The sequence below is a fragment of the Pseudomonas campi genome (assembly GCF_013200955.2).
In the GTDB taxonomy this organism is placed as follows: domain Bacteria; phylum Pseudomonadota; class Gammaproteobacteria; order Pseudomonadales; family Pseudomonadaceae; genus Aquipseudomonas; species Aquipseudomonas campi.
In genome coordinates this window covers 2,457,346-2,480,614 of record NZ_CP053697.2, presented here as the reverse complement: position 1 = coordinate 2,480,614, position 23,269 = coordinate 2,457,346, and the positions used below count along the sequence as shown (strand labels likewise).

Genomic DNA, 23,269 nt, shown 5'->3' with positions numbered 1-23,269 from the left:
GACCGTCGGCGCAGGCACAACCCTGTGCCGCATTCCCAGTGCTTTGGAGTGAGTAGATGAAACCTTTTGTGATGATCACCGGCGTCTCGTCGGGCATCGGCCTGGACTGCGCCCGGTTGTTGCTCAGGCGGGGCTATCGGGTCATTGGCACGCTGCGCAGCGAGGCCGATGCCCGGCGCCTGAGTGGGGAGCTGGGGGATGACTTTCTGCCGCTGCTGCTCGATGTCAGCAAGGCGCAGGACTTGCCCGCGGCGCTGCGCCAGGTCGAGGGCTGGGTGGGTCAGCAGGGGCTGGCGGCGCTGGTCAACAACGCCGGTATCGCCTCGCCCTGCGGTCCGCTGCTGTTGCAGCCGCTGGCGGAGATCCGCGGCCTGTTCGAGGTCAATCTGTTTGGGCTGCTGGCGGTGATCCAGGCCTTTGCTCCCTTGCTCGGCGCCTATGCGGGCAGTGAGCGGGCGGGGCGGTTAATCAACCTCGGCTCGATGTCGGGCCGGGTGGCCACGCCGCTGACCGGCAGTTATGCGGCCAGCAAGCATGCCCTGGAGGCGGTCAGCGATGTGCTGCGGGTAGAGCTGGCCATCTACGGCATCGACGTGGTGCTGATCGAGCCCGGGCCGATTCGCACGGCGATCTGGGACAAGGCGCCGGATTACCACTGCTACCAGGGCACTGATTACCAGGCCGGTATGGCCGCCCTGGGCACGATGATGGCGGCGAATGCCGAGCGGGGCGCCGCGCCGGCGCTGGTCAGCCAGGCCATTTTGCGCGCCATCGAAGCGCCGCGGCCGAAGGCGCGCTATCCCCTGCATCCGTTGTGGCACCTGGCGCGCTGGTTGCCGACCCGCCTGCTGGATCGCTTGATGGCCAGGCGCGTCGGCTTATCGGCCAGGCGACCTTCCGCCTAGTCGGCTCAGCTGTGCTTGCGCGGGACGATATTGTGCTCGCTGCGCCAGGTGGCTGGCGGCATGCCGAACTGCGAGATGAACCAGCGGGTGAAGGAACTCGGCAGCGAGTAGCCGAGCATGTCGGCGATGCGCGCCAGCGAGTAGCCGGGGTTTTCCATGTAGCGGATCACCAGCTCGCGGCGCACGCTGTTGATCAGCTCGCTGAAGGTGATGCCGCCTTCCTCCTCCAGGCGCCGTTGCAGGGTGCGCACGTTCATGCCCTGGGCCTGGGCGATCTGTTCGATGGTGGCCCGCCCCATGGGCAGCAGCAGGTAGATGGCCTTGCGCACATCCAGTGCCAGTGAGTGCTCGCTGGCATCCTGCAGCGAGTCCAGGTAGCGCTGTGCATGGCGGGCCATGGCGGCGTTGGCCAGCGGGTTGGTGGTATCCAGGTTGGCCGAAGAGCAGACAATGCCGTTGAACTCGCTGCCGAACTCCAGCTGACAGCCAAATATGCGTCGATGTACCGACAGATCCGCAGGGGCCTCGTGGGTGAAATTGATGCTGATCGGGTGCCAGTGTGCGCCGAGCAGGGCCGCGCAGAAGCGGTGCATCACGCCGATAGCCAGTTCGATGGCCTGGCGACTGTGGGTGGGGTATTCGCTAACCACTTCCTCGCGAATGATCACCGCCTTGCCGGCGTCCTCAATATGAATGGCCAGCGAATCGTTGAGCAGGTGGCGGTATTGCACGATCACCTGCAAGGCATCACGCAGGCTGTGCTGGTGGCTGAGCAGCAGGCTGACTTCGCCGAAGTCGGACAGCTGACGCAGTTCGGCCATGCGCAGACCGAGGGTCTCGCAAGCGCTTTCGCGGGCGGAGTCTTCCATCAGGCGGATGGCCGCTTCTACCGGAATGCGCTGCTCGGGGTCGTTGAGTACGGACTGGCTCAGGCCGGCTTTGGACATCAGGGCATGGGTGTTCAGGCCGTACTGGCGAGCAACTTCGAGGTAGTTGGTCAAAACGGCGGAACGGGCTTGGGCAGTCATGATGGGGCGCTCTCGGGGCGGCTCTTGGTTGGCCGCGTGGCTTGGACAGGCGGTTAGCTTATAAAGCCTTAGTCATGAAATGAAAAGTGCCTGGCGGCTAAAGCTAAGCGGGGAGCGGGGGGCATTTTTACAATCCAGTGCACTTCGCTGGGTCAAGGCGCCCGGCGGCAACCTCCAAGCCTCACGGCCTGTGGGGAACACAGACGTCCTGTCGCGGCTGTCGCGGACTCGCTCCGTGAGTATGGCAGCGAAGTGCGGTCCCGGTAGGCAGTCGCGCGGTATCGCGCAGGAGTAACGATGCGAATCAACATGCCACTCAGTGGTCGCGAGACCCGCTTTCCCGCCAATCAACGCCTGATCTCCAGCACCGATGCCAAGGGCCTGATCACCTCCTGCAATGACGAGTTCGTCGCCGTCAGTGGTTTCAGCCGTGAGCAGTTGCTGGGCAGCCCGCACAACCTGGTGCGTCACCCGGAGATGCCGGCGCAGGTCTTCGCGCAGATGTGGGAGTACCTCAAGGCCGGCAAGAGCTGGATGGGGATCGTCAAGAACCGCTGCCACAATGGCGACCACTACTGGGTCAACGCCTATGTCACGCCGATTCTCGAGCAGGGCCGGGTGGTGGGCTATGAGTCGGTGCGGGTCAAACCGGATGCCGATCAGGTGCGCCGCGCCAGTGCCCTGTACAGCCGCCTGAACCAGGGGCGTGCGGCGAGTTCGCTGGGCGAACGGCTCGGCGTGTTGGCGCGCTTCCTGTTGCTGCCGTTGCTCGGTGCGCTGCTGGGGCCCTGGTTGTTTATCGAGGGCTATGCCGGCCTCGGGATTGCCTTGGTGATCCTGCTGTCGCTGGGCCAGACCATCGCCACCATGGGCTTCGTCAAACGGGCCCTGCTGCGGGTGGCCCTGGCGGCGCCCAAGGCCTTTGCCAGCGAATTGGTGGCGCGCACCTACACCGACGATACGGGCGCGGTGTCGCGCCTGCAGCTGGCGCTGCTCAGCGAGGGCGCGCGGATCCGTACGGCGCTCGGCTTGCTCGGTGATTACGCCACGCGCACGGCCAGCCAGGCTTCGCAGAACGGCCAGCTGGTGCACCAGGCTGAGCTGGCGCTGCAGGCGCAGCGGGTCGAGACCGACATGGCGGCTACCGCCATGCAGCAGATGGCGGCCTCGATCAACCAGGTTGCCGTGCATGTGCAGCAAACGGCCGCGGAGGCGCGTCAGGTCAACCAGCTGTCGCTCGACGGCACCCGCCAGGCCCAGCAGAGCCGCAAGGTGGTGGAGAAACTGGCGCACACGGTGGATGACATCAGCACCTCGGTGGCCGGGCTGGCCGGCGAGGCGCAGTCGATCCAGCAGGCGGCCAACATGATTCGGGCGATTGCCGAGCAGACCAATCTGCTGGCACTGAACGCCGCCATCGAAGCGGCTCGTGCCGGCGAGCAGGGCCGCGGTTTCGCCGTGGTGGCCGACGAAGTGCGGGCGCTGGCATCGAAGACCCAGGAGTCCACCGAGACCATCCAGGGCATCATCGCCAGCCTGCAGACCGTGGCCGGCCAGGCGGTGCAGATTGCCCGCCAGGGCAGCGAAGAGGCGCGTGCCGGGGTGGCCCGGGTGGTCGAGACCGAGCAGGCGCTGGACGGCATCACCGCCGCAGTCGAGCGTATCCATCAGATGGCCGAGCAGATGGCCTCGGCGGCCGAGCAGCAGAACCTAGTGGCCGAGGACGTCTCACGGCAGATCAGCACGATCTCCATGGCTTCTGAGCAGAATGCCGAGATCACCACCCGCTCCGCCCACCTGGGTAGCGAGCTGGAGGCCACCGCGCATGCCCTGCATGCCCTGGTGGCGCGCTTCGATAGCTGAGTGAGTTCGGTAAATGGTGATGCGCGTGACGCACCAGGGCGCGGGCTTCGGTCTGGGCTGCGGGCTTGCGGGTGCTCGACACGGGGCTGGCCAGCAGGGTTGTGATCGATAGCCGACACGCGGGCGACTGGCTTGCCAGGTCAATACCTGGCGCGCAGTTGCAGGCCGGGCTGGCCGCGCAAATTCTGGGCTAAGCTGCTTCTGCCACCATTAGCGGCGAGGGTTACCTGATGCGACATGGCTGGCTGACTGGGTTGCTCTGTCTCGTGTGCAGCAGTCTGCAGGCCGCCGAGCAGTTGGTGTTGTTCACCTATCAACAGAAACCGCCCTACGTCGTCGATGCCGAGCAGGCTCGGGGCTTGTATTACGATCTGGCCGAACTGCTCAACGCGCGCCTGCCGCAATACCGCTTTGTGGTCAGGGTGGTCCCGCGCCGCCGCCTGGATCATGGTCTGGCGGCGGGCAAGCTGCCGGGTCTGGTGCTGGGTGTTGCCCCCGAATGGTTTGCCGATGCACCGCGCCATCTCTGGTCGGAAGTCTTCATCGACGATGCCAACCTGTTGCTCTCGCGATCCTCCGGCACGGCCAGTCGCCTGCCGCTCGATGGCCTGGAGGGGCTGCGCCTGGGCTTGCTCGGCGGCAGCCACTACCCCGAGCTGGATGCACTCCTGAGTGCGGGGCGGGTACAGCGCAAGGATGCCGCCTACGAGGAAGACAATCTGCAGCGGCTGCTGCGGGGGTGGGTGGATGCCATCGTGATCGGCCAGCGCACCCTGGATTTCCGTCTGCAGCAGGAGCCGCAACTGGCCGCACGGCTGCACGTCGACAACCCTCCGTTACGTCACTTTCAGCGTCGTGTGCTGGTGCCTGTGCAGCATGCCGCGGTGTTGCCTGAACTGGATCGCATCCTGCGCCTGTTGCCCAAAGACGCCGAGTGGCAGGCGCACTTGCGCCGCTATCGCTAGCTGGCTGTGCGGCCGCTGCGGCCAGGCTATTTTCTCCGTGTCACCAAATGAGAAATGCCTGACGTGAAATGTGAAGCGGGCTGGGTGGGCGCTCTTTACTGTTGTCAGCAATGACTATCCGGCCAGCTGTGGAGCCGGAGCCAACTGTAAAGGTGTCGATGTGGACAAGCTGCAAACCCAAGCCACTGTACTGATCGTTCCCGGCCTGCGTGACCATGTACCGCAACACTGGCAAACCCTGCTCGAAGCCAGGCTCGCCAAGGTGCGCTCGGTACCGCCGCTGGAAACCGACAAGCTCAGCTGCGCGGCTCGGGTCGAAGCCATCCAGCGCGAACTGGAACAGATCGACGGGCCGGTGATCCTGGTCGCCCACAGTGCCGGCGTGCTGATGGTGGCGCACTGGGCTGCCCGTTACAGCCGCCCGATCAAGGGCGCTCTGCTGGCAGCTCCGCCGGATCTGCAGGCCACCTGGCCGGAGAGCTACCCCACTCCGGACAGCCTGCGCGCCCATGGCTGGGAACCGCTGCCCAGCGGCCCACTGCCGTTCCCCAGCATCCTTGCCGCCAGCAGCAATGACTACCTGGCCAGCTTTGCAGCGGCCTGTCACCTGGCCGAAGGCTGGGGTAGTCAGCTGGTCAACCTCGGTGAGGTCGGTCATCTCAACCCTGCTTCCGGGTACGGCGAGTGGGCGCGAGCCGATGAGTTTATTCGTGAGCTGGACTGCTGAACGAGCGTGACTGCTTCCCCGAGCACGTACTGGCTGTTGTAGGGCCAGGCAAGTAATAACTCACATCAACTGCTACACCGGATGTGAGCCGTTGTTAGAGCCACACACACAATAAGCGGAGACAACGCATGTACAACAATAAGAATCGCAATCTCAGGCCTCTGCGCCGCAGCGTGCTGGCTACGGCCATCCTGGCTGCCTCCATGCCGGCCGCACAAGCCGTCGAAGTCGACATGGGCAGCGAAGACTGGGCTGTACGTTTCGACAACACCGTCAAGTACAACTACGGCGTGCGCGCCGAGAGTGCCGACAAGCGCATGCTGGCTACGCCGAACAACAACGACGGCGACTACAACTTCCGCAAGGCCGGCACCAACATCACCAACCGCGTCGACCTGCTGACCGAGCTGGACGTGGTGTACCAGAACCAGATGGGTTTTCGCGTCAGCGCAGCCAGCTGGTACGACAAGGCCTATGACAACACCGGCTCCAATTCCAACCCCTTCGGCAACGGCAATGGCACGGTCAGCGGCATGGTCGGCCAGCACTTCCAGGTCGGTCCCTTGGCCAGCCGTGATGGCGTGGGCAATGGCAGCCCGCACCTGAGCAACTACGCCAAGCGCTACTACAGTGGCCCGTCCGGCGAGATCCTCGATGCCTTCCTGTTCTACAGCACCGAAGTCGGCGAGGAGTCGCTGTTCAGCGCGAAGGCCGGTCAGCACAACGTGTTCTGGGGCGAGACCATCCTCAACCCGGTGCATTCGCTGAGCTATGGCCAGTCCGGCCTGGACCTGGCCAAGCTGGCCGCTTCGCCCGGCACCGAGGCCAAGGAGCTGTTCGTTCCGCGCAACCAGCTGTCCACCAGCTTCACCCTGAACTCCGAGTGGACCTTCGGCGCCCAGTATTTCCTCGACTGGAACGCCGCCCGCCTGCCGGAGGCCGGCACCTATTACGGCACCTCCGATCTGCTGGGCGAGGGCGCGCAGTCCTTCCTGCTCGGCCACACCGCCGATCCCGCCGGCTTCCTCGGGCCGAACGCGCTGACCAATGTGCGCCGCGGCGACGACAATACCCCGGATGACCGTGGCGACTGGGGCGTGATGGCCAAGTGGGCGCCAGAGTGGCTGGATGGCACCCTGGGCTTCTACTACCGCAACACCTCCGACATCCTGCCGCAAGCAGTGCTCGATGCCCGCTCCCTGTCCCTGACTCAGGGCAGCTGCGTGGTGGCGCCGGGGGGTGTAGTGAGCGTACCGGGCACCGGCGTCTGCCGCCTGGTCGATTCCCTGGCCGGTACCAGCTACAACCTCTCCTACGGCGACGACATCGACATCTATGGCCTGAGCCTGTCCAAGGAAATTGCCGGGGTCAGCGTCGGCAGCGACCTGAACATTCGTCAGAACATGCCGCTGGCCAGCATTCCGGCGCTGATCAGCGCCACCGGCCCGGGCGGCCTGGCCGCCGGCCTGGGGCACCCGGCACTGGCTCCGCGCACCGCTGGCACCGGCGTGGTCACCGACCTGCCGGGTGAAGGCGAGAGCATGGCCGCCACCGGCGACACCCTGCACTGGACCGTCAACGGCCTGCTGGCCATTGCCGAGACACCGTTTTTCGACTCCGCCAGCCTGCTGGGCGAGCTGTACTACAGCAACCTGCTGAGCCTCGATAGCAAGAACGAGGCGCTGTACAAGGGCGAGGATACCTACCGCGGCATCGACAAGCCGACCCGCGACAACTGGGGCCTGGCGGTCAACTTCACGCCGACCTGGTACCAGGTGTTCCCGGGCGTGGACCTCTCCGCCCCCATGTCGATCAACGTCGGCCTGGACGGCGTCTCGCCGGTCGCCGCCGGTGGCGCCGAAGACACCGGCAACTATGCGGTGGGTGTGGGCGCGGCTATCTACAACCAGTACTACGTGGACCTCAAGTACGTCGACTCCTTCGGTGAAACCGAGAAGTGCGAAGACGGCGCCACCGATGGCTCCACCCCCAACGCCCTCGACGGTACCGAGCGTTACACCTGCTACGGCGGTGGCTACTCCTCCTTCTCCGGCGGCGGTGCCACCGGCGAAGACCGCGGCGCGGTCTACCTGACCTTTAAAACCACGTTCTGATGCTCGCACCACAACAATAAGCGGAGAGAATCGAGATGAAATTTTTCTATAACGTGCTGGCCGCCTCGCTGGCGACCATCATTGCCGGTCAGGCCCAGGCCGCCGTGTCGGCGGCAGAGGCTGCCAAGCTCGGCCAGTCGTTGACCCCGGTTGGTGCCGAGATGGCCGCCAACGCCGACGGCTCTATCCCTGCCTTCACCGGTGGTTTGAAGACGGCTCCGGCCGGTTTCAAGGCGGGCGACACCTTCCGTCCCGATCCCTTCGCCGGCGAAAAGCCGCTGCTGGTGATCGACGGCAAGAACGCCGACCAGCACAAGGATCAGCTGACCGCCGTGACCTACGAGCTGGCCAAGCGCTACCCGAGCTTCCGCGTGGACGTCTATCCGAGCCATCGCACCGCCACCATGCCCCAGGCGCTGCTGGACAACACGCTGAAGAACGCCACCGGCGCCAAGTCGCTGGAGGGTGGTAACGCCATCGAGAATGCCCTGCCAGGCATTCCTTTCCCGATTCCGCAAAATGGCGCCGAGGCCATGTGGAACCACCTGCTGCGCTTCCAGGGTGCGGGCTACACCACCAAGTACGACTCCTGGAACGTGGACTCCTCCGGGCGTGCCACCCTGGCTACCACCGGTACCGCGTTCAACGCCTTCCCGGTCTACGAAGACCTGAACAAGGTGATCGATGCCAAGGACACCTACTTCCAGACCAAGCTGTACTACAGCGGCCCGGCCCGCCGTGCCGGTGAGTCGCTGATGCTCAAGGACTCGGCCAACCCGTTGACCCAGCCGCGCCGTGCCTGGCAGTACCTGCCTGGCGTGCGTCGGGTCAAGCTGGCGCCGAACCTGGCCTACGACACGCCGAACCCGGGTACCGCCGGTTCCGGCACCTACGACGACATCTATGTGTTCAACGGTGCGCTGGATCGCTACGACTGGAAACTGGTCGGCAAGAAGGATATGTACGTGCCGTACAACACCTACGCCCTGACCTACGTCAAGGACCCCAAGCCGCTCACCACGCCCAATCACCTGGCGCCGGAGTTGGTGCGTTGGGAGAAGCACCGTGTCTGGGTAGTGGAAGGCACCCTGAAATCCGGCTCCCGCCATGTTTATGCCAAGCGCAGCTTCTACCTGGATGAGGACAGCTGGAACGCGCTGGCCTCCGATCAGTACGACGCCGGCGGCAAGCTGTATCGCGGTTCCTATAGTTTCCTGACCCAGAGCTACGATGTAGAGACGCCCAACACCGCGCCTCATGTCATCTATGACCTGGTCGGCGGCAGCTACAACGTCAACGGCGTAGTGGGCCCGTACGGCGGCATCAAGTACATCGAGCCGCTGTCCAAGGCGCAGTGGTCGCCGGAAGCCCTGGCCGGTGCCGGTATCCGTTAAGCAACTGACGCAAGAACCCGGCCGCAGTGGTGATGCCCTTGCCTCGCCACTGCGGACTCCAGCCTGTCGGCCAGGTCCGGAACTGCCGCTTTCGTCGCCGGGCGGCGTGCCAACGCCACCCGGCGCTGTTTTCTTCAGAGGACGCAGTATGTGCTCCTATAACAACAAGATTTTGCAGCTGGCGCTGTCTGCCCTGCTGACCCTGCTGCCGGGCCTTGCCCAGGCGACCAGCTACGTTGACGTGCTGGATCTGCCGGCCAAGCCGAGTGCCCTGGCACTGCGCAGCCCCCTGCTGGACGTTACCCGTGCGGGTGAGCGTTTGGTGACCGTTGGCCAACGTGGCCACATTCTGTATTCCGACGACGCTGGCCAGTCCTGGCAACAGGCCCAGGTGCCGGTCAGCGTCGACCTCAATGCCGTGCATTTCCCGACCCCCCAGCAAGGCTGGGCGGTGGGCAATGACGGCGTGATCCTGCACAGCAGCGATGCCGGCGCCACCTGGAGCAAGCAGCTCGATGGCCGCCAGATCGGTGAGCTGGTGCTCAAGCACTACAGTGCCCTGGCCGCCGCCGAGCCGGCCAACGAACAGTGGGCCAGCCTGGCGGGCGAAGGCCAGCGCCTGCTCGACGAAGGCGCCGACAAACCCTTTCTCGATGTGTGGTTCGCCGACCAGCACACGGGCTACGCGGTGGGCGTGTTCAACCTGATCCTGCATACCCGCGATGGCGGGCGCAGCTGGATTCCCTTCCAGGACCGCACCGAGAACCCCCAGGGCCTGCACCTGAATGCCATCAACGGCACCGGCGATGCGCTGTATATGGCCGGCGAGCAGGGCCTGCTGCGCAAGTGGGACACCACTCTCGAACGCTTTATCGCACTGGAAACGCCTTATCAGGGCAGCTTCTTCGGCATCACCGGCAAGCCCGGCGAGGTGCTGGTCTATGGCCTGCGCGGGCATGCCCTGCGCAGCCAGGATGGCGGCGCTAGCTGGCAGAGCCTCAGTGGCGAACTGCAGATCAGCTTCTGCGCCGCCCTGGTCGATACCCAGGGGCGCTATCGCCTGTTCACCCAGGCCGGCCACCAGTTGCTCGCGAGCGGCGCGCAGAACACCTTGCAGCTGCTGCCCCAGACGCAGCAGGCCCCGGTCGCCGGTGCCGTGCAGGCGGCCAATGGCTCCTTGATTCTGGTTGGTGCGCGCGGCGTACGCAGCCTGCCTGCCGAATAACCAGACGCATTCGAACGAGTATTTGCTATGGGCAATATCAAGCAAGACACCATGCCGGTGATTCGCGATGTGCGCGACTTCGACCCGCGCACCGGCAACCTGCTGGAACGCATGGTGTTCAACCACCGGGTGCAGTTCGTCCTGCTGATGGCATTGATCACCCTGGTGCTCGGCTACATGGCGGTGACCCGTCTGGAGCTGCGGCCCAGCTTCGAGAAGATGATTCCGCAGAGCCAGCCGTACATTCAGAACTTCCTGCAGAACCGCGACTCGCTGCGCGGCCTGGGCAACTCGGTGCGGGTGGTGGTGGAAAACACCCAGGGCGATATCTTCGACCCCGAGTACCTGACCGTGCTCAAGCAGGTCAACGATGAGCTGTTCCTCACCAGCGGCGTCGACCGCGCCTGGATGAAGTCCTTGTGGAGCCCGGCGGTGCGCTGGACCGAAGTCACCGAGGAGGGCTTCCAGGGCGGCCCGGTGATGCCCGATGCCTACCAGGGCAGCCCGAGCGACATCGAGGCGCTGCGGCAGAACATCAACCGCGCCGGCATTGTCGGCAGCCTGGTGGCCAGCGATTTCAAGTCGACCATGCTGATCGTGCCGCTGCTCGACAAGAACTCGGCCACCGGCCAGAGCATCAACTACTACCAGTTCGCCAAAGTCATCGAAGAGCAGCTGCGCGACAAGATCGAATTCGCCGGCGACAGCGCCGCGCGCCAGTCGGGCGAGGAGGGCAGCGGCAAGTACAAGGTGCGGGTGATCGGTTTCGCCAAGCTGATCGGCGACCTGATCGACGGCCTGATCCAGGTGATGATGTTCTTCGGCCTGGCGGTGGTCAGTGCCTTCGTGATCATCCTGCTGTACACCCGCTGCATCCGCAGCACCCTGCTGGTGATTCTCTGCTCGCTGACCGCGGTGGTCTGGCAGCTGGGCATCGTCGCCTGGCTGGGCTACGCCATCGATCCCTACTCGATCCTGGTGCCGTTTCTGATCTTCGCCATCGGCGTGTCCCACGCGGCGCAGAAGATGAACGGCATCATGCAGGACATCGCCCAGGGCACGCACAAGCTGGTGGCCGCGCGCTACACCTTCCGCCGTCTGTTTATCGCCGGGGTCACCGCGCTGCTGTCCGACGCGGTGGGCTTCGCCGTGCTGATGCTGATTGACATTCCGGTGATCCAGGAACTGGCCATCACCGCCAGCATCGGCGTGGCCGTGCTGATCTTCACCACCCTGCTGATGATGCCGGTGGCGCTGTCCTATGTCGGCGTCAGCGCCACGGCGGCCAAGCGTGCCCTGGTGATCGACAAGCGCGCTGCCGAGCACCGTGGCTTCGGCAAGCTGTGGGATTTGCTCGATCTGTTCACCACGCGCAAGTGGGCCACCGGCGCGGTGCTAGTGGCGGCGCTGATGGGCATCGGCGGCTTTATCGTCAGCCTGCAGCTGAAGATCGGCGACCTCGACAGCGGCGCCCCGGAGCTGCACGAGGACTCGCGCTATAACCGTGACAATGCCTACATCACCAGCCACTACGCGCTGTCCAGCGACCTGTTCGCGGTGATGATCAAGACCGGGCCGGAAGGCTGCCTGAACTACCAGACCCTGATCCTGGCCGATCGTCTGGCCTGGGAGCTGCAGCAGCATCCGCAGGTGCAGGCCACCAGTTCGCTGGTCAATGCGGTGCGCCAGATCACCGCCGGTTCCTTCGAGGGCAACCCGAAGATGAACAGCGTCCAGCGCAACCAGGACATGCTCAACTACGCCGCCCAGCAGGCCTCGGTGAATGCCCCGGAACTGTTCAACACCGACTGCTCGCTGATGCCGGTGATCGCCTTCCTCAAGGATCACAAGGCCGAGACCCTGGATGGCGTGGTGGCCATCGCCGACAAGTTTGCCCGCGAGAACAGCACCGAGGAGCGCCAGTTCCTGCTGGCCGCAGGCAGCGCCGGGATCGAGGCGGCGACCAATATCGTGGTGCGCGAAGCCAACCGCACCATGCTGATCTATGTCTACTCGGCGGTGATCATCTTCTGCCTGATCGCCTTCCGCAGCTGGCGCGCGGCAGTGGTGGCGGTGCTGCCGCTGGTGCTCACCTCGATCCTCTGCGAAGCGCTGATGGTGGCCATGGGCATCGGCGTCAAGGTCGCCACCCTGCCGGTGATCGCCCTGGGTGTGGGCATCGGCATCGACTACGCGCTGTACCTGCTCAGCGTGCAGCTGCATTACCAGCGCCACGGCATGTCGCTGTCGGATGCCTACCAGAACGCGGTGGCCTTCACCGGCCGGGTAGTGGGGCTGGTCGGCATCACCCTGGCGGTGGGCGTGATCACCTGGGCCTGGTCGCCGATCAAGTTCCAGGCCGACATGGGCATCCTGCTGGCCTTTATGTTCCTGTGGAACATGCTCGGCGCGCTGATCCTGATCCCGGCGCTGTCGCACTTCCTGCTGGGTAAACCGAAGGCGTGACGCGCCCCGCCGGCCGCGGTCAGTAACGGGTTCGTCCCGAAGGAGCACAGGGTGTCTGCGTGGTTTTTCCTGCGAGCTGTGACGCAGGGTCAACGCACTGTCCTGTGCCCTCAGGCTGGCAGGGCCGTGGGGCCTGACGGGACTCGCCGCCGACCCCGGCAACTGGCGGAGCAGCCGCTCAGGCAGCTGTGCCAGGGCGGTTTGTTGTGCCTGCTGCTGTTGCTGGCGGCATCGGCCGGGGCGACGACCCTGACGGTGTGCGTCAGCGATGAGGCCTTTCCACCCTTCACCGACCCCCATCACGATGGCGAAAGCCAGACCCGTATCCGCCTGGCCGTCGAGCGCCAGGGCTGGCAGGTGGCGTTCGTCGCCTTGCCCTGGCGGCGCTGCCTGGCGGGTGTGCAGCATGACCTTTACGATGCCATCGCCGGGGTTGCAGCCACGCCGGAGTACCAGACCTTCATGGTGTTCCCCCGGCGCGATGGGCAGCTCGATCAGGCGCGTGCGCTGGGCGTGACCCGGCTGGTGGTGTTTCGCCCCGTGGGCAGCTCTGCCAGTTGGGACGGGAAGCGCTTCAGCCGGATGGCCAAGCCGGTGCTCTATCTCTCCGGACGGGCGACCCTCAAGGTACTGCTTGCCCGTATGCGCACACCTGCGGACGATACCGCGAAGACCTCCACCCAGTTGGCGCTGATGCTGCTCAAGGGCCGCGGGAGCCTGGCGATCGACCACGACTACCAGGTCGCACGGCTGGCCGCCATGCCGGCGTTTCAGGGCCGCCTCGACGTGTTGCCGATACCTCTGGGTGAGGCCTCTGTGTACATGGCGGTGGGCGGGCACTTGTATGAGCGCCATCGCCAGATGATCGAGGCCGTCTGGGACGAACTCGGCGCCCTGCAGCAGGCCGCCGGCCCAACCCCCGCGCCCGTCTGGCCTGCGCCTGTGCGGGCCGTGGCCGCTGACCGCAGGTAAGCGCTGGGCGCGCTTTGCTCCCCTCTCCCGTTCACGGGAGAGGGGCCGGGGGAGAGGGTGGGGCAGGCAATGCTGATGGGGCCGGTAAAATACCCAGCCCGTAGGAGCGAGCTCTGCTCGCGAAGCTTTAGGGGATGCCCCGTTCGCGAGCAGAGCTCGCTCCTACAGGTTGCCCGTCGCAGAAAAAAACGCCGCGATTCCTCTGCGAAATCGCGGCGTTTTCTTAAGCCAGTAGCCCGGATGCAATCCGGGGGCGGGGCTGCCTGTTTCCCGGATTGCATCCGGGCTACGCCGCGGCGCTTTGCTCCCCTCTCCCGTTCACGGGAGAGGGGCCGGGGGAGAGGGTTGGGCAGGCCATGCTATTGGGGTCGGTAAAAACCCAGACCGTAGGAGCGAGCTTTGCTCGCGAAGCTTTAGAGAATGCCCCGTTCGCGAGCAGAGCTCGCTCCTACGGTTGGCCCGCCGCAGAAAAAACGCCGCGATTCCTCTGCGAAATCGCGGCGTTTTCTTAAGTGAACAGCCTTACCTCAGCAGGCGCGGCTGGTTCATTCCCGTTGACGCTTAGAGCTGCACGGCCGGGATCTTGGCGTTGGCAGCGGCTTCGCGGAACTCGGCGATCTGGTCGAAGGAGAGGTAGCGGTAAACGTCGGCCGCCATGCTATCGATGTCCTTCGCGTAGACCATGTATTCCGCGACGCTCGGCAGCTTGCCGGTGATCGAGGCCACCGCGGCCAGCTCGGCAGAGGCCAGGTACACGTTAGTCGCATCGCCCAGGCGGTTGGGGAAGTTACGGGTCGAAGTGGAGACCACGGTCGAACCGGTCTGTACCCGCGCCTGGTTACCCATGCACAGCGAGCAGCCGGGCATTTCCATGCGTGCGCCGGAGCGGCCGAAGATGCCGTAGTAGCCTTCCTCGCTCAGCTGGTGGGCGTCCATCTTGGTCGGCGGCGCCAGCCACAGACGGGTTGGCAGGCCGCCCTTGACCTTGTCCAGCAACTTGCCGGCAGCGCGGAAGTGACCGATGTTGGTCATGCACGAACCGATAAACACTTCGTCGATCTTCTCGCCGGCCACGCTGGACAGCAGACGGGCATCGTCCGGGTCGTTCGGCGCGCAGAGCACCGGCTCGGTGATCTCGGCCAGGTCGATTTCGATGATTTCGGCGTACTCGGCGTCGGCATCGGCTTCCAGCAGCTGCGGATTGGCCAGCCAGGCTTCCATCGCTTGCGCGCGACGTTCCAGGGTACGGGCATCGCCGTAACCTTCGCCGATCATCCAGCGCAGCAGGGTGATGTTGGAGCGCAGGTACTCGGCGATGGCCTGCTGCGGCAGCTTGATGGTGCAACCGGCGGCGGAGCGTTCAGCCGAGGCGTCGGACAGCTCGAAAGCCTGTTCAACGGTCAGCTCGTCGAGGCCTTCGATTTCCAGGATGCGGCCGGAGAAGGCGTTGATCTTGCCCTTCTTCTCGACGGTCAACAGACCAGCCTTAATCGCGTAGTAGGGGATGGCATGCACCAGGTCACGCAGGGTGATGCCCGGCTGCAGCTTGCCCTTGAAGCGCACCAGGACCGACTCCGGCATGTCCAGCGGCATCACACCGGTGGCCGCGGCGAAGGCCACCAGGCCGGAACCGGCCGGGAAGCTGATGCCCAGCGGGAAACGGGTGTGCGAGTCGCCACCGGTGCCGACGGTATCCGGCAGCAGCATGCGGTTCAGCCAGCTGTGGATGATGCCGTCGCCGGGCTTGAGGGAAACCCCGCCGCGGTTGCGCATAAAGTCCGGCAGGCTGTGGTGGGTCTTCACGTCCACCGGCTTGGGGTAGGCGGCGGTGTGGCAGAACGACTGCATCACCAGATCAGCGGAGAAGCCCAGGCAGGCCAGGTCTTTCAGCTCGTCACGGGTCATCGGGCCGGTGGTGTCTTGCGAGCCCACGGTGGTCATCTTCGGTTCACAGTAGGTGCCAGGGCGGATGCCCTCGACGCCGCAGGCGCGGCCGACCATCTTCTGCGCCAGGCTGAAGCCCTTGCCGCTGTCGGCCGGCACGTCCGGCTTGTTGAATAGGGTGGATGGAGCCAGGCCCAGCTCGGCGCGTGCTTTCTCGGTCAGGCCACGGCCGACGATCAGCGGAATACGGCCGCCGGCACGTACTTCGTCGAGCAGCACTGGCGTCTTCAGTTCGAAGCTGGCCAGGACTTCCTCGCTGCCGTGTTTGCAGACCTTGCCCGCGTAGGGGTAGAGGTCGATCAGATCGCCCATATGCAGCTTGGCCACGTCGAATTCGATCGGCAGGGCGCCGGCGTCTTCCATGGTGTTGTAGAAAATCGGCGCGATCTTGTTGCCGAAGCAGAAACCGCCGGCGCGCTTGTTCGGCACGTTAGGGATGTCGTCACCGAAGAACCACTGCACCGAGTTGGTGGCGGATTTGCGCGAGGAGCCGGTACCGACCACGTCGCCGACGTAGGCCACCGGATAACCCTTGGCCTTGACCGCTTCGATCTGCGCCAGCGGGCCGATGGCGCCGGGCTGCTGCGGTTCGATACCGTCGCGGGCCATCTTCAGCATGGCCTGGGCGTGCTGCGGAATGTCCGGACGCGACCAGGCTTCGGTGGCCGGCGACAGGTCATCGGTGTTGGTTTCGCCGGGCACCTTGAACACCGCCAGGGTGATCTTCTCGGCCAGCAGCGGGCGGCTCTGGAACCACTCGCCGTCGGCCCAGGAGGCCAGCACGGCTTTGGCATTGGCATTGCCGGCCTTGGCGCGTTCGGCGACGTCGTGGAAGGCGTCGAACATCAACAGGGTGTGCTTGAGTTGCGCGGCGGCTACGGTGGCCAGCTCGGCGTTGTCCAGCAGCTCGACCAGGGTGGCGATGTTGTAGCCGCCCTGCATGGTGCCCAGCAGTTCAACAGCCTGTTGCTTGCTGATCAGTGGGGAAGTGGCTTCGCCCTTGGCGATGGCGGCGAGGAAGCCGGCCTTGACGTAGGCGGCTTCGTCCACGCCAGCCGGCACGCGGTGGCTGATCAGTTCGAGCAGTACGGCGGCTTCGCCGGTCGGTGGGTTCTGCAGCAGCTCGACCAGGCCGGCGGTTTGCTCGGCGCTCAGGGCCAGGGGCGGCAGGCCTTGTGCGGCGCGTTCTGCTAGATGGTTGCGATAGGCTTCAAGCACGGTGTGTTCCTCGGGTCGGAAGGCCCCTGTGATGATTTATCGGGGCCGGGCCTGGGTCGAAAAGTCGGGTGCTGGCTGGCGGTTTGCCCGCGCCAGGGGAATCGCATCTCCCTTCAGAGAGAGGGCTGGGGAGGGGCCGCCTTTCCGAGACAGTGATCCACCCTAACCCGCTCTCGGAAGGGAGAGCGGCGTAGCGCCGGAGACTGCTGGTCAGGCTGGGCGCTGCGCGTTGCAGGGGTTACTTCTTGGCGGCGAACAGGGCGTCGAGGTGCTGCTCGAAGGCGTGGTAGTTGATGCGCTCGTACAGCTCCATGCGCGTTTGCATGGTGTCGATCACGTTGGCCTGGGTGCCGTCGCGGCGCAGCGCGGTGTAGACGTTCTCGGCCGCCTTGTTCATGGCGCGGAAGGCCGACAGCGGGTACAGCACCAGGGACACGTCGACGCTGGCCAACTCTTCGGTGGTGTACAGCGGCGTGGCGCCGAATTCGGTGATGTTGGCCAGGATCGGCGCCTTGATACGGTCGGCGAAGGTCTTGTACATCGCCAGTTCGGTGATGGCTTCCGGGAAGATCATGTCGGCGCCGGCCTCGATGCAGGCGGCGGCGCGATCCAGCGCGCTATTCAGACCTTCGACGGCCAGCGCATCGGTACGCGCCATGATCACGAAGCTGTCGTCGGTCCGCGCATCGACGGCGGCCTTGATGCGGTCGACCATCTCCTGCTGGGTCACGATCTCTTTATTAGGACGGTGGCCGCAGCGCTTGGCGCCGACCTGGTCTTCGATATGGATGGCGGCGGCGCCGAACTTGATCATCGACTTGACCGTGCGCGCCACGTTGAACGCCGAGCTGCCAAAGCCGGTGTCGACATCCACCAGCAGCGGCAGGTCGCACACGTCGGTGATACGGCGCACATCGGTGAGTACGTCATCCAGGCCGGTGATGCCCAGGTCCGGCAAGCCGAACGAGCCTGCCGCCACGCCGCCACCGGACAGGTAGATGGCCTTGAAACCGGCGCGTTTGGCCAGCAGGGCGTGGTTGGCGTTGATCGCGCCGACGACTTGCAGGGGATGTTCGCTGGCGACGGCATCGCGAAAGCGCTGGCCGGGGGTATTGGGCTTGGAAGCTTGGCTCATGACTCACCCTCTGGGGTTGGTTGTCTATTGCTCGGGTTCGAGAAGACACGCGGTGCTGTGTGCAAGCAAGGCGTGACAATGCTTTTGTCGACACATCCGTTTGATTGGCCAAAAACTACTCAGTAAAAAGCGGCCGGTCAATCAAATATTAAAATACTGTCAACAATCTTGACGGGCGGTAATGGCTACCGATTGCCGCTTCGGATGGCGATGTCTCTACGACAGGGCTTTGCTGGTTTGGTGTTGGCTCCCAGTTGGCCGAGCGGCTTACGAGTGGGTGGCTGCTATCACCATTGTCGACAATCTATCGACGCGAGCGTTGCGCAAGAATCGGATGCTGCTAGGGCGCTCTGTCATGAAATGCCTATCATTTGTCATCAAATGAAAAGCTTGCGTGGCGGGATATCCCTAGATTGAGGCCGTTTTGCACAGCCACTGTCCTAGCCACTGCCACGGAGCTCCCCATGTCTACCCCCGAAGTGTTTGTCGTCAGCGCTGTACGAACCGCAATCGGCTCCTTCGGTGGCTCGCTCAAGGACATCCCGCTGGCGCAGCTGGCCACCACGGCCGTGCAGGCCGCCCTGCAGCACAGCGGTTGTGCACCAGAGCGGGTCGGGCATGTGGTACTGGGCACTGTGATCCCGACCGAAACCCGTGACGCCTACCTGTCGCGGGTCGCAGCGATGGACGCCGGTATCCCCAAGGAAACCCCGGCGTTCAACGTCAACCGCCTGTGCGGTTCCGGCCTGCAGGCGATCATTTCGGCGGCGCAGAGCCTGCTGCTGGGTGACTGTGACATCGCTATCGCCGGCGGTGCCGAGTCCATGAGTCGCGGCCCCTACCTGCTGCCTGGTGCGCGCTGGGGCGCTCGCCTCGGCGATATGCAGGCGGTGGACTATATGCTCGGCATCCTGCATGACCCCTTCCAGCGCATCCATATGGGCATCACCGCCGAGAACATCGCCGAGCGCCATGGCATCAGCCGCGAGGCCCAGGATGCCCTGGCGCTGCAAAGCCAGCAGCGCGCGGCGCGGGCGATTGCCGAAGGGCGCTTCGTCGGGCAGATCGTCCCGGTCGCGCTGAAGACGCGCAAAGGCGTGCAACTGTTCGAGGTCGACGAGCATGTGCGCGGCGATGTCTCGCTGGAGCAGCTGGCGGCCATGAAGACGGCGTTCAAGCAGGGCGGCACGGTGACCGCCGGCAACGCCTCAGGCCTTAACGATGGCGCCGCGGCGCTGCTGCTGGCCACGGGTGCGGCGGTCAACAGCGACAACCTGCGCCCGCTGGCGCGCCTGGTCAGCTATGCACATGCCGGCGTCGAGCCAGAACTGATGGGACTCGGGCCGATTCCCGCTACCCGCCTGGCGCTGCAGCGTGCCGGTCTGACAATGGCCGATCTGGATGTGATCGAGTCCAACGAAGCCTTCGCCGCCCAGGCCTGCGCCGTGGCCCGCGAGCTGGACTTCGATCCGGCCAAGCTCAACCCCAACGGTTCGGGCATCTCCCTCGGTCACCCGGTCGGCGCCACCGGGGCGATCATCGTTACCAAGGCCATCCACGAACTGCATCGCGTCCAGGGCCGCTACGCCCTGGCGACCATGTGCATTGGCGGCGGTCAGGGCATCGCCGCGATCTTCGAACGAGTTTAAGGCTCGGCGCTCTGGCGAGCTGGCATGTGCGGTTCACTGGATCGAGCCGCACATGCCGGCTCGCCAGCGCTGCCATCAGGGCGCGCCGCCTGAGCGCCTCTTCTATCTATTGCGGCATGCCAATGCCCCTAACACCTTCCGAGAGATTCCATCATGGCTGACTACCAAGCTCCCCTGCGCGATATGCGCTTCGTGCTCAATGAAGTGTTCGAGGTTTCCAAGCTGTGGGCGCAGTTGCCAGCCCTGGCCGAAGTGGTGGACGAAGACACCGCCGCAGCCATCCTGGAAGAAGCAGGCAAGGTCACCGCTGGCGTGATCGCCCCGCTGAACCGCAGTGGCGACGAGGAGGGCTGCTCCTGGGAAGGTGGCGCGGTGCAGACTCCGGCCGGCTTTCCTGCGGCCTACCGGACCTACGCCGAAGGCGGCTGGGTCGGTGTCGGCGGTGCGCCGGAATTCGGCGGCATGGGCATGCCCAAGGTGATCGGCGCCCAGGTCGAGGAAATGGTCAACTCGGCCAGCCTGTCGTTCGGCCTGTACCCGATGCTGACCGCCGGTGCCTGCCTGTCGATCCTCAACCACGCCAGCGAAGCGTTGAAGGCGCAGTACCTGCCGCCGATGTACGAAGGTCGCTGGGCCGGTTCCATGTGCCTGACCGAGCCGCATGCCGGCACTGACTTAGGGATTATCCGCACCAAGGCCGAACCGCAGGCCGACGGCAGCTACAAGATTTCCGGCACCAAGATCTTTATCACCGGCGGCGAGCAGGACCTGACCGAGAACATCATCCACCTGGTGCTGGCCAAGCTGCCGGATGCCCCGGCCGGGCCGAAAGGCATCTCGCTGTTTCTGGTGCCGAAAGTCATGGTGGGCGCCGATGGCTCCCTGGGCGAGCGCAATGCCGTGTCCTGCGGCTCGATCGAGCACAAGATGGGCATCAAGGCTTCGGCCACCTGCGTGATGAACTTCGACGGCGCCACCGGCTGGATCGTCGATGCGCCGAACAAGGGCCTCAACGCCATGTTCACCATGATGAATTACGAGCGCCTGGGCGTCGGCATCCAGGGTCTGGCCCTGGGCGAGCGCAGCTACCAGAACGCCGTGGAATACGCCCGCGACCGTATCCAGAGCCGCGCGCCGAGCGGCCCGCAGGCCAAGGACAAGACTGCCGACCCGATCATCGTGCACCCGGACGTGCGCCGCATGCTGCTGACCATGAAGGCGCTGAACGAGGGCGGTCGCGCCTTCTCCAGCTACGTTGCCATGCAGCTGGACACCGCCAAGTACAGCGAGGACACCCCCACCCGCAAACGCGCGGAAGAATTGGTGGCCCTGCTGACTCCGGTAGCGAAAGCCTTCCTCACCGATATGGGCCTGGAAACCACCACCCATGGTCAACAGATCTTCGGTGGCCACGGTTATATCCGTGAGTGGGGCCAGGAGCAGCTGATCCGCGATTGCCGCATTACCCAGATCTACGAAGGCACCAACGGCATCCAGTCGCTCGATCTGCTGGCGCGCAAAGTGGTCGGCAACGGTGGCAGCTTCTACCAGCACTTCAGCGATGAAGTGCAGGCCTTTATTGGCAGCGCCGATGCCAGCCTCGGCGAATTCACCGCGCCGCTGCAGGCCGCCATCGCCAATCTCGACCAGCTGACAGCCTGGGTCATCGAGCAGGCCAAGGGCAACCCCAACGAAGTCGGCGCCGCTTCGGTCGAGTACCTGCAGGCCTTCGGCTACACCGCCTACGCCTATATGTGGGCGCTGATGGCAAGGGCCGCGCTGGCCAAGCAGGGCGACGACGATTTTTACGTCAGCAAGCTGGGCACCGCACGCTTCTACTTTGCCCGCCTGCTGCCGCGCATCCACTCGCTGACTGCTTCGGTCAAGGCCGGCAGCGCCTCGCTGTTTCTGCTCGACGCCGCGCAGTTCTGATCAGTGCCGCCCCTCAACCGCAAACGCGAGATATGACCATGCTGAACACCAAAATAATGCCGCCAGCCGAGGGTGCCTACAGTTACCCGCTGCTGATCAAGCGCCTGCTGCTGTCTGGCGTGCGCTACCAGCCGGACCAGGAAATCGTCTATGCCGACAAGCTGCGCTACAGCTACCGCACCCTCAACGAGCGCATCCAGCGCCTGGCCAACGCGCTGACGGCGGCCGGGGTCAAGGCCGGCGATACGGTGGCGCTGCTGGACTGGGACAGCCACCGTTCGCTGGAATGCTTCTTCGCCGTGCCGATGCTCGGTGCCGTGCTGCACACGGTGAATATCCGCCTGTCGCCGGAGCAGATCGCCTACACCATGAACCACGCCGAGGACGACATCGTCCTGGTGCATGACGACTTCCTGCCGCTGATGGAGCAGGTTAGGGGCGAGCTGCGCACCGTCCGCGGTTTCGTGCAGCTGAGCGATGGCAGCGCCACGCCGACCGAGCTGCCGCTGCTGGGCGAATACGAGGCCCTGCTGGCCGCTGCCGGCAGCCATTTCGACTTCCCGGATTTCGACGAGAACTCGGTGGCGACCTTGTTCTACACCACCGGCACCACCGGCAACCCCAAGGGCGTGTACTTCAGTCATCGCCAGCTGGTGCTGCATACCCTCAACGAGCTGGGCACTTTCGCCGGCTGGGATGGCCAGGCGCTGCTGCGCGCGCATGACGTGTACATGCCGATCACCCCGATGTTCCACGTCCACGCCTGGGGCGTGCCGTACGTGGCCACGGCGATGGGCGTCAAGCAGGTTTATCCCGGCCGTTACGAGCCGAACACCCTGGTCCGCCTGTTCCGCGAGGAGGGCGTCAGCTTCTCCCACTGCGTGCCGACCATCCTGCAGATGATGCTGGAGTGCGAGGAGGGCAAGCGCACCGACTTCAGCGGCTGGAAGATGCTGCTCGGTGGCAGTGCCCTGACCCTCGGCCTGGCGCGCCAGGCCAGCGAGCGCGGCATGCTGGTGCACTGTGGCTACGGCATGTCCGAGACCTGTCCGCTGCTGACCCTGACCCACCTGCGCGGCGAAGACCTGGCCCTGCCGATGGATGCGCAGATTCCCGAGCGGATCAAGACCGGCGTGCCGGTTCCCCTGGTCGACCTGCGCATCGTCGACGGCAAGGGCAACGAGGTGGCCCACGACGGTGTGGCCCTGGGCGAGATAGTGTTGCGGGCGCCCTGGCTGACCCAGGGTTACCTGCATGAGCCGGAGAAGGGCGCCGAGCTGTGGAAGGGCGGCTGGCTGCACACCGGCGACATGGCCTCGATCGACGCGCGTGGCGTGGTGGAAATCAAGGACCGCATCAAGGACGTGATCAAGACCGGTGGCGAATGGATCAGCTCGCTGGATCTGGAAAACCTGATCAGCCAGCACCCTGCGGTCGCCTCGGTGGCCGTGGTCGGCATCCCCGACGCCCAGTGGGGCGAGCGGCCGCTGGCCCTGGTGGTCTGCGTGCCGGGCACGAGCCTCGACCAGCCGGCCATCGACCTGCACCTGCAGCAGTTCGTCGCCAGCGGGCAGCTCAACAAGTGGGCGATTCCGCGGCAGATCCGCTTCGTCGCCGACATCCCCAAGACCAGCGTCGGCAAGATCAACAAGAAGCTGATCCGTGAGAATGAACTGGCAGGGCGCTGATGGGGGCCGCTGAACGGCCCGTCCCTGCGTCGTCAACTAATGCA

15 protein-coding genes are annotated in these 23,269 nt (G+C 65.0%); 12 read left to right on the top strand and 3 right to left on the bottom strand.

Annotation, left to right across the window (positions count from 1 at the left end):
- Positions 1-56: 56 nt before the first annotated feature.
- Positions 57-905: an SDR family oxidoreductase gene (locus tag HNE05_RS11550; protein WP_173207161.1), complete on the top strand. Its 849-nt coding sequence runs from the start codon at positions 57-59 to the stop codon at positions 903-905.
- A gap of 5 nt (positions 906-910) precedes the next feature.
- On the opposite strand, the gene HNE05_RS11545 is transcribed toward HNE05_RS11550, so the two are convergent.
- Positions 911-1,933, bottom strand: coding sequence for an AraC family transcriptional regulator (locus HNE05_RS11545; RefSeq protein ID WP_173207159.1), 1,023 nt, complete (start codon positions 1,931-1,933; stop codon positions 911-913).
- A gap of 297 nt (positions 1,934-2,230) precedes the next feature.
- On the opposite strand from HNE05_RS11545, the gene HNE05_RS11540 reads away from it, so the two are divergent.
- The 8 genes from HNE05_RS11540 to HNE05_RS11505 all read left to right on the top strand — a co-directional run bounded on the left by HNE05_RS11540 (position 2,231) and on the right by HNE05_RS11505 (position 13,659).
- Positions 2,231-3,796, top strand: a complete 1,566-nt coding sequence (locus tag HNE05_RS11540) for a methyl-accepting chemotaxis protein (protein WP_173207156.1) — start codon at positions 2,231-2,233, stop codon at positions 3,794-3,796.
- Positions 3,797-4,026: 230 nt separating this feature from the next.
- A complete protein-coding gene (locus HNE05_RS11535; protein ID WP_173207153.1) occupies positions 4,027-4,761 on the top strand; it encodes a hypothetical protein in 735 nt (244 codons plus the stop codon).
- 160 nt (positions 4,762-4,921) lie between these two features.
- Positions 4,922-5,488: an RBBP9/YdeN family alpha/beta hydrolase gene (locus HNE05_RS11530; RefSeq protein WP_173207150.1), complete on the top strand. Its 567-nt coding sequence runs from the start codon at positions 4,922-4,924 to the stop codon at positions 5,486-5,488.
- Positions 5,489-5,616: 128 nt separating this feature from the next.
- Positions 5,617-7,602, top strand: a complete 1,986-nt coding sequence (locus tag HNE05_RS11525; protein ID WP_173207148.1) for a DUF1302 domain-containing protein — start codon at positions 5,617-5,619, stop codon at positions 7,600-7,602.
- 35 nt (positions 7,603-7,637) lie between these two features.
- Positions 7,638-8,996 carry a DUF1329 domain-containing protein gene (locus HNE05_RS11520; protein ID WP_173207145.1) on the top strand — a complete coding sequence of 453 codons (1,359 nt, stop codon included), beginning with the start codon at positions 7,638-7,640 and terminating at the stop codon, positions 8,994-8,996.
- A gap of 148 nt (positions 8,997-9,144) precedes the next feature.
- Complete coding sequence (locus HNE05_RS11515) at positions 9,145-10,221, top strand: WD40/YVTN/BNR-like repeat-containing protein (protein WP_173207142.1); 1,077 nt, start codon at positions 9,145-9,147, stop codon at positions 10,219-10,221.
- Positions 10,222-10,248: 27 nt separating this feature from the next.
- Complete coding sequence (locus HNE05_RS11510; RefSeq protein WP_173207139.1) at positions 10,249-12,687, top strand: efflux RND transporter permease subunit; 2,439 nt, start codon at positions 10,249-10,251, stop codon at positions 12,685-12,687.
- 126 nt (positions 12,688-12,813) lie between these two features.
- Positions 12,814-13,659 (top strand): substrate-binding periplasmic protein, encoded by an 846-nt coding sequence (locus HNE05_RS11505; protein WP_173207136.1) that lies wholly within the window; start codon positions 12,814-12,816, stop codon positions 13,657-13,659.
- Positions 13,660-14,220: 561 nt separating this feature from the next.
- On the opposite strand, the gene acnB is transcribed toward HNE05_RS11505, so the two are convergent.
- Positions 14,221-16,821 (bottom strand): bifunctional aconitate hydratase 2/2-methylisocitrate dehydratase, encoded by a 2,601-nt coding sequence (acnB, locus tag HNE05_RS11500; RefSeq protein ID WP_173207133.1) that lies wholly within the window; start codon positions 16,819-16,821, stop codon positions 14,221-14,223.
- 238 nt (positions 16,822-17,059) lie between these two features.
- Positions 17,060-17,956 carry a methylisocitrate lyase gene (gene prpB, locus HNE05_RS11495; protein ID WP_173207129.1) on the bottom strand — a complete coding sequence of 299 codons (897 nt, stop codon included), beginning with the start codon at positions 17,954-17,956 and terminating at the stop codon, positions 17,060-17,062.
- A 464-nt stretch (positions 17,957-18,420) separates the two neighbouring features.
- Here prpB and HNE05_RS11490 point away from each other — a divergent pair, with 464 nt between their 5' ends.
- The 3 genes from HNE05_RS11490 to HNE05_RS11480 all read left to right on the top strand — a co-directional run bounded on the left by HNE05_RS11490 (position 18,421) and on the right by HNE05_RS11480 (position 23,225).
- Positions 18,421-19,605, top strand: a complete 1,185-nt coding sequence (locus HNE05_RS11490; protein ID WP_173207126.1) for an acetyl-CoA C-acyltransferase family protein — start codon at positions 18,421-18,423, stop codon at positions 19,603-19,605.
- Positions 19,606-19,758: 153 nt separating this feature from the next.
- On the top strand, positions 19,759-21,537 hold the full coding sequence (locus HNE05_RS11485) for an acyl-CoA dehydrogenase C-terminal domain-containing protein (RefSeq protein ID WP_173207123.1): 1,779 nt from the start codon (positions 19,759-19,761) through the stop codon (positions 21,535-21,537).
- Positions 21,538-21,575: 38 nt separating this feature from the next.
- Positions 21,576-23,225, top strand: a complete 1,650-nt coding sequence (locus HNE05_RS11480) for a fatty acid--CoA ligase (RefSeq protein WP_173207119.1) — start codon at positions 21,576-21,578, stop codon at positions 23,223-23,225.
- Positions 23,226-23,269: the final 44 nt, after the last annotated feature.